Origin of the sequence: Aeromicrobium sp. MLTX1 (assembly GCF_046452335.1) — a bacterium.
GTDB lineage: Bacteria > Actinomycetota > Actinomycetes > Propionibacteriales > Nocardioidaceae > Aeromicrobium.
The window spans coordinates 715,322-726,518 of the sequence record NZ_JBKFDN010000002.1; the positions used below are offsets into that span (position 1 = coordinate 715,322).

The 11,197-nt window shown below is 68.6% G+C and carries 12 protein-coding genes; 11 read left to right on the forward strand and 1 reads right to left on the reverse strand.

Features of this window, described 5'->3' with window-relative positions:
• Positions 1-2 precede the first annotated feature (2 nt).
• From ACK99Q_RS13960 to ACK99Q_RS13990, 7 genes are read left to right on the forward strand one after another with little or no spacing between them, the layout of a single operon-like run.
• Positions 3-1,241, forward strand: coding sequence for a conjugal transfer protein TrbL (locus tag ACK99Q_RS13960; protein ID WP_410186722.1), 1,239 nt, complete (start codon positions 3-5; stop codon positions 1,239-1,241).
• Between the two features lie 4 nt (positions 1,242-1,245).
• Positions 1,246-2,712, forward strand: a complete 1,467-nt coding sequence (locus ACK99Q_RS13965; protein WP_410186723.1) for an SCO6880 family protein — start codon at positions 1,246-1,248, stop codon at positions 2,710-2,712.
• A gap of 49 nt (positions 2,713-2,761) precedes the next feature.
• On the forward strand, positions 2,762-3,160 hold the full coding sequence (locus ACK99Q_RS13970) for a hypothetical protein (protein ID WP_410186724.1): 399 nt from the start codon (positions 2,762-2,764) through the stop codon (positions 3,158-3,160).
• A complete protein-coding gene (locus tag ACK99Q_RS13975) occupies positions 3,157-4,695 on the forward strand; it encodes a VirB4 family type IV secretion system protein (RefSeq protein ID WP_410186725.1) in 1,539 nt (512 codons plus the stop codon). The genes ACK99Q_RS13970 and ACK99Q_RS13975 overlap by 4 nt, the downstream gene beginning before the upstream one ends.
• On the forward strand, positions 4,692-5,747 hold the full coding sequence (locus tag ACK99Q_RS13980) for an ArdC-like ssDNA-binding domain-containing protein (RefSeq protein WP_410186726.1): 1,056 nt from the start codon (positions 4,692-4,694) through the stop codon (positions 5,745-5,747). The genes ACK99Q_RS13975 and ACK99Q_RS13980 overlap by 4 nt, the downstream gene beginning before the upstream one ends.
• Complete coding sequence (locus tag ACK99Q_RS13985; RefSeq protein ID WP_410186727.1) at positions 5,744-6,250, forward strand: hypothetical protein; 507 nt, start codon at positions 5,744-5,746, stop codon at positions 6,248-6,250. The genes ACK99Q_RS13980 and ACK99Q_RS13985 overlap by 4 nt, the downstream gene beginning before the upstream one ends.
• A 32-nt stretch (positions 6,251-6,282) precedes the next feature.
• A complete protein-coding gene (locus ACK99Q_RS13990) occupies positions 6,283-8,010 on the forward strand; it encodes a type IV secretory system conjugative DNA transfer family protein (protein ID WP_410186728.1) in 1,728 nt (575 codons plus the stop codon).
• Positions 8,011-8,017: 7 nt separating this feature from the next.
• Here the strand turns inward: ACK99Q_RS13990 and ACK99Q_RS13995 are convergent, their stop codons facing one another.
• Positions 8,018-8,164 carry a hypothetical protein gene (locus ACK99Q_RS13995; RefSeq protein WP_410186729.1) on the reverse strand — a complete coding sequence of 49 codons (147 nt, stop codon included), beginning with the start codon at positions 8,162-8,164 and terminating at the stop codon, positions 8,018-8,020.
• A 259-nt stretch (positions 8,165-8,423) separates the two neighbouring features.
• Between ACK99Q_RS13995 and ACK99Q_RS14000 the strand changes: the two genes are divergently transcribed.
• The 4 genes from ACK99Q_RS14000 (at position 8,424) to ACK99Q_RS14015 (ending at position 11,121) form a co-directional block, all read left to right on the forward strand.
• A complete protein-coding gene (locus ACK99Q_RS14000) occupies positions 8,424-8,843 on the forward strand; it encodes a single-stranded DNA-binding protein (protein ID WP_410186730.1) in 420 nt (139 codons plus the stop codon).
• Positions 8,844-8,854: 11 nt separating this feature from the next.
• Positions 8,855-9,403: a hypothetical protein gene (locus tag ACK99Q_RS14005; RefSeq protein ID WP_410186731.1), complete on the forward strand. Its 549-nt coding sequence runs from the start codon at positions 8,855-8,857 to the stop codon at positions 9,401-9,403.
• Between the two features lie 111 nt (positions 9,404-9,514).
• Entirely contained in the window at positions 9,515-9,811 is a 297-nt protein-coding gene (locus tag ACK99Q_RS14010) for a hypothetical protein (protein WP_410186732.1), read from the forward strand.
• Complete coding sequence (locus ACK99Q_RS14015) at positions 9,811-11,121, forward strand: hypothetical protein (protein WP_410186733.1); 1,311 nt, start codon at positions 9,811-9,813, stop codon at positions 11,119-11,121. Before ACK99Q_RS14010 ends, ACK99Q_RS14015 begins: the two co-directional genes overlap by 1 nt.
• Positions 11,122-11,197 lie beyond the last annotated feature (76 nt).

The following is an 11,197-nucleotide window of genomic DNA, read 5'->3' on the forward strand; positions in this document are numbered from 1 at the left end:
CCATGGCCGACGTGTGTGACGTCCCGGTGATCGCAGCGGTCTGCTCGACCGCGGGCGAGGGTGCCGCGAACTTGGTGGCCGCCCCGTTCGACTGGCTCGCCGTGAGCATGGGCAACGCGGCCGCCTGGATGTTCGAGTCCGTCTGGTCGGTCTTCGACTCCACCACGATGGTCGACGTCACGTCCGGTCAGTTCACCCGGGTCTACAACATCTTGTTCGGGGTCGCGGTGTTCGTGATGCTCGGGTTCTTCATGCTGCAGGTCATCGGCGGGATGATCAGGCGCGAACCCGCGGCACTGTCTCGGGCCGCGCTCGGACTCGCGAAGTCGATCCTGGGGTCCTTCGTCGCGCTCGCCCTGATCGCCACCGCGCTGGAGGTGACCGACCGGATCAGCATCGGCATCGTCCACGCCGCGGGCACCAACATGGATGCGATGGGCGAACGGATCGCCTTACTTGCCACAGGGATCGGGTCGCTGCAGGTCGCAGCGCCCGGTGCCGGCGCGATCATCACGATCCTCGTCGCCGGCTTGGCGCTCGGCGCAGCGGTCATCATCTGGCTCAGCCTGCTGATCCGCAAGGCACTGCTGCTGATCGCGATCGTGTTTGCGCCCGTCGCGCTCGCTGGAGCGAGCTGGGACCAGACCCGCGGCTGGGTGTCCAAATGGGCTGCGTTCGTGCTCGCGCTCATCTTGTCCAAGGTCGTACTGGTGGTGATCTTCCTGCTCGCGACAGCGCAGGTCTCGGCGCCCATCGACAGCGACCTCAGGTCGGTGAGCGAGCCGATCTCCGGCGTCGTGCTGATGCTCGTGGCCGGGTTCGCGCCGTACCTAACCTACAAGGCCATCGGGTTCATGGGATTCGACATGCACCACGCGATGTCCGCCGAACAAGAAGCCAAGTCCGCGCTCAACCGCCCTATCCCCATCCCGATGAACCGTCGTCTCGGGCAGGCCCCTCCGGCCGTCCTCGGTGGAGCGAACTCCGGCTCGAAGCACGGGGTGCCTGCTCCCATCCCCAGACCTTCAGCTCCGGGAGCGGCGGGTGGTTCGGCGGCCGCCGCTGGCGGCGTCGGCGCCGCGGCTGTCGCCGGAGTGCAGGCGGCCAAGGCTGGCTCCACAGTCGGCACTGCCGCGGGCAGTTCAGCGTCTCGGCAGGCCGATGGGGCGGCTCCCCCGCAGGCGGGACCCCCTGTGCCGCGCGTCGCGGATCCCCTCATCGACTCCCCGGGAACACGGTGACCCCGTGACTACCCCCGTCACGAGCACCGAGACCCCAGGCCTGCATGCGGTGAAATTCTCACGCCTCAGCCGTCGCGGCGTCCTGCTCGGTCTGTCTCTGAGCCAGCTCGTCACTGTGGGCGTCGGTGCGGTCGTCCTGGTGATCGGGCTCTACTCCGGCGGATCGGCAGCATTGGCGATCGCGGCCCCCGTGGTCCTGGGGTGCGCGTTCATCGCGTTCGTTGGAGTTGGCGGCCGCGCGGTCATCGAATGGGCGCCGATCGCCTCCGCCTGGGTGTGGCGCATGGTGGGCGGGCAGCTGGTGTTCCGCCGCCGGGTCGTGCGACCACGGCCTGCAGGCACCTTGTCGTTGCCCGGTGACGCAGCACGACTAAGGCAGTGGGTCGACCTCGACAGCGGCGCGGTGATGGTCCACGACCCGCACGCGGGCACACTCACCGCTGTCGTGGCGGTGGCGCATCCCGCATTCCTCCTGCTGGATCCGGCCGAGCAACATCGGCGCGTCGCCAGCTGGGGACGCGTCCTCGCCACGGCCTGCCGGTCCGGACGCATCGCGGCGCTCCAGGTGAGCGAACGCACGTTGCCAGACTCCGGACGTGGGCTGAGCGACTGGTGGACCCAACACGGCCGACGCGACGGCTCGTGGACCTCAACGATCTACGAAGAGCTCATCGACCGGGCCGGACCGGCAGGCGAACGCCACGCGAGCACCGTCTCCCTCTCCATCGACCTGAAGAGGTCCGCCCGCGCCATCCGTGCCGCCGGCGGAGGCAACCGTGGCGCGGCTGCCGTGCTCCGACAGGAGATGTCCACCCTGACCTCGGCCCTGCGGTCCGCCGACCTTGCTCCGACGGACTGGCTCGATCCCGGCGACCTCGCCGTCATCCTGCGCTCGGCCTACGACCCCGGCGTTGCCGCCGCGCTGGAACGACACGGCGAACTTGGCCGTGACCTCGCCACCGCCGGGCCGGTCGCGGTGAGCGAGGACTGGTCCCGCCTATGCAGCGATTCGGCGCACCACTGCGTGCTGTGGATCAGTGAATGGCCCCGCTCTCTGGTCTATCCCGGATTCCTCGCGCCGGTCCTGTTGTCCTCGGGCATCCGACGGACCTTCACCCTGCTCTACACGCCGATGCGTACCGATCAGGCCGCACGCGACATCCGCCGGAAGAAGACCGAGTACATCTCCGATGCCGCGCAGCGTCAGCGGATCGGGCAGATCGAAGACGCTCAACAGCACGCCGAATACCAAGACGTCCTCCAACAGGAAGCCGACCTCACCGCCGGCCACGGAGTCCTGCGCCTCACCGGGCTGATCGTCGTCAGCGCACCCGAGCCAGACCAGCTCGAACCCGCTGTCGCCGACGTCGAGCAGGCCGCGATCCAAGCCTCCTGCGAGACACGCCGCCTGTGGGGGCAACAAGCGCGAGCGTTCGCCAGCGCCGCCCTCCCACTGTGCCGGCAGGTCTGACCGCCGCCGGTGCTCACCTCGTCATCGATCCAACTCCCGGAGGTTCCACATGATCGACGAACCAGCCGCTCACGCCGAGGCAGCCCAGCGCGCACTCCTCGACCTGCTCCAAGCAACCGAGCGAATGGACGACCGCCACGAGATCGGCGCGGTCCTCACGTCGCTGAGCTCAGCCACGCAGTCACTCAGTGAGTCCCTGCATCAGATCGCCAGCTCTCACGACCGAGGACGACAGCACCGGAACCACCGACGGCTCCGATGTTCCGATGTGGGGTCCTCGGAATATCCCATGTCGTGGGAGCTGCACCGCGCCGGCGAGATCCTCCATCAGGTATCGAACCTGCTCCAGCACGCCCACGAAGCCGCCAGCCAGGACGCGCCGAACAAGCCACAGCTCACCCGATTAGATCATCGCTCCCAATCGGCCCCGACAGGTCTCGGGCTATGAACGGACGCAAGGACGAACGCCTCCACAGCACCGTGCTCGTCTCGCCTCGACACGAACGGCGCAAGAAGCGCCAAGCGCGACGCGCCGCCGCCAAGAGCCTCCTCTCAGGGGCGAACGCCGCAAGCAAGGCCCGGGCACGTGCCGACGCGAGAGACCTGCGGGCCGAACAGGACGCAGCCGAATTCCTCCCCCGGTCCGGTGAGCCCGGTCCAGAATCGCTGCGAACACCGGGGCGCCTGCGGCTACCGCGTCACCAGGACACGTCAGCGACCTTGGCTGGCGCGTACCCGTTCCTGGCTGAAGGCGGGACGGGCAGCGAGGGCGTATTCGTCGGCCAGGACCTCTACAGCGGCAGCTCCTTCGTCTACGACCCGTGGGTCCTGTATTCGCGCGGCATAATCACCGCCCCGAACGTGGTGATCGCGGGCATCGTCGGCGCCGGAAAGTCATCGCTGGCCAAGAGCCTCTACACCCGATCCATCCCATTCGGCCGCCGCGTCTACGTGCCCGGCGACCCCAAGGGCGAGCACACCGCCGTCGCCGAAGCGGTCGGCGGCAGAGCGATCGCGCTCGGACACGGCATGACGACCCGACTCAACCCCCTCGACGAAGGGCACCGTCCCGCAGGCGTCGACGACGCCCAGTGGAAAGCCCAACTCGCGGCGCGGCGCCGTGACCTGCTCGGAGCGCTCGCGGAGACCGTGCTCGAGCGTCGTCTCACGCCGCTGGAGCACACCGCCCTCGACGTCGCCCTAGAGGACACCGTCCGATCATCGGACGTGCCGGTGCTGCCGATGGTCGTCGACCGGCTGCTGTCCCCGACCGCACGAAACGATCCGGCCGGACGGTTAACCGAGGACGGTCGCTTGGCCGGTCACGCCCTGCGGAGGCTGGTCGCCGGGGACCTGGCCGGGTTGTTCGATGGGCCATCCACGGTCCGATTCGATCCCACGCTGCCGATGGTGTCGCTCGACCTGTCGCGGGTGTCGGAGAACGCAACCCTGATCTCGGTGCTGATGACCTGCGCGTCGGCGTGGATGGAGTCGGCCCTGCTCGACCCGGAGGGCGGACAACGCTGGGTCATCTACGACGAGGCGTGGCGGCTGATGGCGCACCCCGCGCTGCTGCGGCGGATGGATGCTCACTGGCGTCTCGCGCGGCACTACGGAATCGCGAACATGCTGATCTTCCACAAGCTGTCGGACCTGGACAACGTGGGTGACCAGGGCTCGGCGATGCGCGCCCTGGCGTCGAGTCTGTTGGCGAACGCGGAGACCCGCATCGTCTACCGCCAGGAGTCCGACCAGCTGGGGTCCGCTGCGGCCGCGCTGGGATTGACCGGCACCGAGCAGGCGCTGCTGCCGACCCTGGGGACCGGGCAAGGGCTGTGGCGGATCAAGCACCGCTCGTTCGTCGTGCAGCACCAACTGCATCCGGCCGAGCTCGCGCTGTTCGACACCGCAGGCCGGATGAACGCGCAGCAGCCTGAGCACCTGAGGAGCGAGGACTCGACCCGAGGCGATGGTGACCGATGAGGACGCAGGGGAACGATGCGGCGGCGCGTGAGGCGAAGCTCGAGGCGCTGCAGGAGCAGCTCACCGAGGCAGTCGGTGCGCTGGTGACCGGCGATGACTGGCGACGCGCGCTGGAGTTCGCGGCCCGGTTCCGTGCCCGCTCATTCAACAACACGCTGTTGATCTGCGCGCAGCATCAGGCCGCGTATGCCGAGGGGCGGGTGCCCGAACCCTTCCCGACCTACGTGGCGGGTTTCAAGCAATGGCTCTCGCTGGGCCGACATGTCGACAAGGGCCAGTCCGGGTATGCGATTCTCGCTCCGGTGACCGCCCGATTCGCGTCGTCCGTACCGAGCGACAGCAGCTCGTGGCGTCGTCTCGGTCGCGGTGAACGACCCCTGGCTGGGGAGACCGTTCGGTCCCGGATGGTCGGGCTACGGCCGGCGCACGTGTGGGACGTGTCGCAGACCAGCGGCGAGCCGCTGCCCGAGCAGCCTCGCGCGACGCTGCTCACCGGGCTCGCGCCCGAAGGGCTGTGGGACGGTCTCGCCGACCAGATCACCGCACGCGGGTTCGGCCTGCGACTCGTGTCGACCGCTGCGGCGATCGGCGGTGCGAACGGGCTGACGGACTACGCCACCCGGGAGGTGTCGGTGCGGATGGACATGGACGATGCCGCCCAGGTCAAGACGCTGGCGCACGAGCTCTCCCACGTGATGCTGCACGGACCCGACAACGCGGACGCCCTGCTGCATCGCGGCGTCGCTGAGGTGGAGGCTGAATCGGTCGCGCTCATGGTCGGCGCGGCACACGAGCTGGACACACGGAGCTACACCGTCCCGTACGTGGCCTCGTGGGCGTCCAGCGTCGACGGTAAGTCCGCGGTCGAGGTGCTTCAGTCCACCGCCGAACGGGTCCGCACCGCCGCCATCACCATCCTCGATGCACTGCCCACTTCGCAGATAACAGACGGAACCCCGCCTGGCCTCGACCGGCGGACACCCGTGCCGCCTCCGCCGACGCGCAGCCCCGAGACCGCCTGCCGTCGGGCCGTGGAGGTGGCCGGACCATGAGCATCCACGTGTCCCCGCCCTACCGCCGCGCCGCGCGGCACAACTTGGATATGCCGGTGGTCCTGCCCCAGATCAACGTCATCGTCGATGAGCACGGCGGACTGAGCGTCCAGGTCGACGCCGGGCCACACCGCGCAGGCGAGAACCTCCAGCGAGCCGACCTCCAGCGCGTCGTCACCGGCATCGCCGCCGACCTCGGCTCCGCAGTGCGCGTCGACGTACGCGAGCACGACGGGACCGTGTTCACCGACATCATCACGCCACCGACAGATCCGTCGGCCGCCGCCGCGAAGCGACCCGCGCCGACGTCACCCGCCGGCGTGCTCACCCGGGTGGGGTTCGCGCCGCACCAACCCGTGGCTGTCGCGGTCGTCGTCGCGCATCAGGCCGCCGACGACTCCGGCACCGTGAGACTGACCCTTCCCCCGTCACTCGTGGCGACCTACGGCGACAAGATCGTCGTGGTACCCGAGACGGCGGCCAGCTCCGAGGGTGCCGCGTGAATACACGAGGTCGCGGCATCGACGACACGCTCGTGAACCTCGGCCTGATGACCGTCGCCGTCCTCGGCCTGATCTGTGCCGTACTGCGTCTGGCGGGCGGCGTGGCCGCGTGGCTCACCGGTGCCGAGTCCCCCACGGTGGGATGGGCGGGCGCCGCTGGCGTGCTGACCGATCCGCGCCACCCCGCAACCGTCCTCGGCTCGGAGCGACTCTCCCCGTGGGCGTACTGGTCCGTGGTCGCCGCGATGGTCGCCATGGTGACCGTCTGCGCACTGCTGACGTGGACCCGCGTCAACGCCTGGCGCCACCGGTCACGGCACGATCTGCGGCGCCTCGAGGGGGTCGCCACCACAAGCGACGTCAACACGGCCGCCTCCCGCCGGGCCCTACTGGCACGAGCCCACACTCTGCGCCCTTCCCTGAGCAAGCCAGCGGCCGCCTCCGTCGGCTACCGACTCGGCCGATCCCGCGGGCACGACGTGTGGGCCTCAGTGGAGGACTCGATCCTGGTCCTCGGCCCACCGCGATCAGGCAAAGGACTCCACGTGGTGATCAACACGATCTTGGATGCTCCCGGGGCAGTCATCACGACCGCCACCCGGCCCGACAACGTCGCGGCGACCCTCATGACACGTCAGGAACGGGGACCGGTCGCGATCTTCGATCCACAACGCCTCGCCGAAGGTCTCCCGGCGGGGCTGCGTTGGTCTCCGGTTCGTGGGTGCGAGGACCCGCTGACCGCGATGATCCGCGCCGCCGGGCTCGCCTCGGCGACCGGGCTCGCGACCGGCGGCGTGGAGTCCGGCGGCTTCTGGGAGGGCAAGACCCGCACCGCTCTCCAGGCGTTGCTGCACGCCGCCGCACTCGACGACCGCACCCCACGGGAACTGTTCACCTGGACGCTGTCACCGTCGTCGGCGTCCGACGCGGTCGCTATCCTCGCCAGCCACCCGGACGCCGCAGCCGGATGGGCCGACTCGCTCGAATCAATGATCCACGCCGATCCGCGCACCCGGGACTCGATCTGGATGGGCGTGTCCCTCGCACTGTCCTGTCTGGCCGATCCTCGCGTCTTGGACGCGGTCACACCAGGCCCGGGTGAGCACTTCGATCCCACCGACTTCCTCACCCACGACGGAACCCTGTACCTGTTGGCCACCGGCGCCGGCGCCGGCGCGTCCTGGTCCCTCGTGGCGGCGTTCATCGAGGACCTCGTCGAGACCGCTCGACATCTCGCCGCTGCGTCCCCCGGCGCGCGGCTCGACCCTCCGCTCCTGCTGGCCTTGGACGAGATCGGCAACCTGTCGCCCCTGCCCTCGCTGCCAGTGCTGATGGCCGAAGGCGGCGGCACCGGCATCACCACCATCCCGGTGCTGCAGTCCCTGTCTCAAGCACGGGACAAGTGGGGCGACCACGCCGCGGGCGCGATCTGGGACGCGTCGATCGTCAAGGTCATCCTCGGCGGCAGTTCCTCGGCTGCTGACCTGCGCGACCTCTCCTCGCTGATCGGCGAACGCGACGAGAACTCGGACACCATCTCGGTCGGCGACTACGGTTCGCGGTCCATGCAGCGGTCCATCCGGCGTGTGCCGGTCCTACCACCGGAGACCATCAGAACACTGCCGTTCGGCACCGCGCTCCTGCTCCTGCGTAGCGCGCCCCCACTGGTCACCGAGCTCCGGCCGTGGACCCGCCGGCCCGACGCGGATCGACTCACCCAGCAACGCGCGAGCATCGAAGCAACGCTGCGCCGCCGCTGAGGGGTCGTCAGTAGTCCTGGCTTGCGACGGCGACATGCGTTGCGCGAACGGGCGAGGCGTTGGGATCGATCCACACCGGAACCAGCCGGTCCGCATGGATCCAGTCGACGTGAAGTGCGAGCGAGGTCTGGACCCGTTCAGGGTCATCGACCACTTAGATCACCTTGGCCTCCCACCCGCCACGGCGAGCACGACGCCAGCCCGTCACCAGCCCGCGAGCCGGCACCTGCCATCGCTGGCGCTTGATCAACACGAACCGCACGGACCGGTATGGCGGCCACGCGTCGCGCCGTCCCGGATTCGCGCCCATGGAAGTCAGGATACGTCGAAATCGAACGTTCGTTCGCATACAGGCGTGGGTCGAGGCGCGCACCTGAAATGCGAGAGCGACCCAGGACGACCAGGAGGACGCCGTGACCATTCCCACCCAGATGAGCATGCACGGGTTCATCGCCACCGCTCCCGAGCTGAGCTTCACCAGCACCGGCGCAGCCCGGTTCCACGCCCGCGTCGGCATCGAGCAGTTCCGCAAGGAGACCGACGGGACCTTCACCAGACTCGACCCCGCATTCGCGGACCTGGTGATGTTCAACAAGACCGCCGAGCGCGCCTACTCGCGCTTTCACGTCGGCGACCAGTTCGTCGCCTCCGGCTACGTCCACCGGTACGAACGAGACACCGACCAGCGAACCGTCGAGCAGTTCGTCGCCCGTCGCATCGGCCACGACTGCGCCCGCACCCGCTACAGCGTCGACCGCTCCCCCACCCACCAGCCCGATCCCCCGGCCGACCAGATGAGCGTCACCGATACGTCCACCGCCGTGGGCCTCTGAATCCAGCCATCATGAGCACCGCACATCAGGAGCCCCTGTTCACCGACGACGAGCTCGACCAACCGCCGCTCGAACCGATGACAGCGTTCCCTGACGACCTGCTGAGGCCACTGAACTGGAACCTGCTCACCGCAGACGAGGCCGAATCCGAATGGCTCGACCTCAACGCCTGGGTCAACTGGCTCCGCACCACCTACGGCCTTCCGCCTACGGTCATCCCGCCGTTCTGGCACCGGCATGACGAACTCGTCTGGGAACTGTCAGCCCTGCACCAGCACTGGCTGAACTCCTACGACCCTGACGGATCACCCTCCGGACCGCTCGCGTGGCACCGCGACTTCGCCGACGCGAGATACCGGCTGCGCGAATGGATCTCGACCTGCGGCACCAAGCTCGACCGGGACCGCCCCACCCGCCAAACCGCGTGGCCCGGCGAACCGGCAACCGTCACCACCCTCGAGACGGTGATCGAGGACCGCGACGCCGACTTCGTCCAATTCGTCCTCGACGACGTCGACGCGCGACGCCGCGTCCAAGCCCGGATCCGCGCCGGCACCTGACACCGCGCAGTCATCGCCGGCCCAGTTCTCCACAGATACAGACGCCGACACCGCCACGACCGGCCCGTCACGCACACCGTGGTCTCACCAGCCCTCGAAAGGTTCATGCACATGCTCCTCGCTCACGCCATCGCCCTGGCACAAGCCCGGTCCGCGATCGCCGCCCTCGCCGACCGCGCCACCACCAGTGACGCCGCTGTCGAATATGAACGCGCACTACTGCAACTGGACTGGACCCACAACGGCATCACACCCGGCATCACGCCACTGCTCGACGACCCCAGCGACGTGCTGCTCGGGATCGCCGAAACCGCAATAGACCAACTCTCCGACTTCGGCGTCGACGCGCTCGAACTCGAACTCGTGCTGTCCATGCTCGACGCCGCGCGCCAGAGGGGCGGCGGCTGATGTACGGGGAAAACGCTCGCCTCATCCGCGAGCAACTCGCCATCCTGCTGCGCCAACACCGCATCCAGCACCGGATCGGCGGGCCGGGGATTCCGACCCTGCCGGTGACCACGACGTCGGCCGAACGCCGCCTCTTCGGGCTCCAGCTCGGCCGCTACCGCCACGCCGTCCTAGTGTGGGCACTCGAAGCCGTACGCGCTGTCGACCCGCGCCCTCACGTCCCGCTCACGGACCGAAGGGACAGGTCAGCCGCGACCGAACTGCACATCCGCTTGGAGGAATGGGCGCACCGATCGATGCGCCGACCGAGCATCGACGAGCTGAATTGTCCTCAGCGCTATCCGATCCTCAATGCGTGGCAGGCGGCCGCGCGCGCCGCGAGCCTTGGCGAACACGACTTCGGCGCCACCATCAACTTCGGCTCTCTGAGTGGTGACCAAGTGCGGGCCGTCCTCAAGGACGCGGCAACTGTCACCCGCGCTCTGGTCATCCTTGACCAGCGCTACGGCAACATCCCCGGCTGGCACCGGCTCGGTCATGCACTCCGCGTTGACGACGCCGCTCAGCGCTGCATCGAACTCGCGGGGTCCCGCGGCACCGACCACAGCGTCGACCGCCTGGGCTGGCGACCCAGGATCCAGCTGATCGAGGAGCCAGCACCTTCCGGCCTCGCCGGCATCCTGCACGCGCACCACAACCTGGTTGCCACTCTGAACTCGATCCCGGACGCTCGCGCCCTCCGCCGGATCGTCGCGTCCCAGCTGATCGTCTCGAAGACGCTCAGTGGCCTGACAACGAAGGACACGCCCTTCTACGAGGCGTTCCGTGACCGCGAGCAGAGATACGCCTGCCTGCAGCGCTGGACAAGAGACCTCTACGGGCAGGCAGGTCATGGCACATCCGCCGTGCCTCATGCGTTCCTTGCCGCTAGCCGAGCCAAGGCTTTGGCCCGCGAGGACCTCCACGACGACCAGCAGCTACGACGCCTCCTGGTGCTCTCGAGACACGTCGACGACCGCATCGGCCGAATCATCGAAGCAGGGGCACGCGAACGACTCTTCTTCGAACGCGTGCCGCTGCCGCAGATGGACAGTCGGTCCACCGCGCTCGTCAAGGTCCAGGCAGCTGAATACACGCCTGTCAGTTCGACTACCGCAGCCGGTCTCGTGGCGTTTGCTCGCGAGCATTTCCGCGCCCGGGGTCGGGCTGATGGTCATCTAGACGCCGCGTCACAGCACAGCCGGACTCAACTTGATGCTGCACTCCGCCAGCGCAACCCCGCCGGAGATGGACCCGTAGCTGCGGTCTAACACGCGACCACCATGAAAGGTGACCCATTCCGCCCACAATGAAGCGCCCGCTGATGAAGCAGCGTGCCGGAACCGA

Bases quoted from the DNA above. Each gene is read 5' to 3' on its own strand.
- ACK99Q_RS14010 (WP_410186732.1), top strand. From the start codon at position 9,515: ATGCTCCTCGCTCACGCCATCGCCCTGGCACAAGCCCGGTCCGCGATC.
- ACK99Q_RS13985 (WP_410186727.1), top strand. From the start codon at position 5,744: ATGAGCATCCACGTGTCCCCGCCCTACCGCCGCGCCGCGCGGCACAAC.
- ACK99Q_RS13960 (WP_410186722.1), top strand. From the start codon at position 3: ATGGCCGACGTGTGTGACGTCCCGGTGATCGCAGCGGTCTGCTCGACC.
- ACK99Q_RS13975 (WP_410186725.1), top strand. From the start codon at position 3,157: ATGAACGGACGCAAGGACGAACGCCTCCACAGCACCGTGCTCGTCTCG.
- ACK99Q_RS14005 (WP_410186731.1), top strand. From the start codon at position 8,855: ATGAGCACCGCACATCAGGAGCCCCTGTTCACCGACGACGAGCTCGAC.
- ACK99Q_RS13970 (WP_410186724.1), top strand. From the start codon at position 2,762: ATGATCGACGAACCAGCCGCTCACGCCGAGGCAGCCCAGCGCGCACTC.
- ACK99Q_RS13980 (WP_410186726.1), top strand. From the start codon at position 4,692: ATGAGGACGCAGGGGAACGATGCGGCGGCGCGTGAGGCGAAGCTCGAG.
- ACK99Q_RS14015 (WP_410186733.1), top strand. From the start codon at position 9,811: ATGTACGGGGAAAACGCTCGCCTCATCCGCGAGCAACTCGCCATCCTG.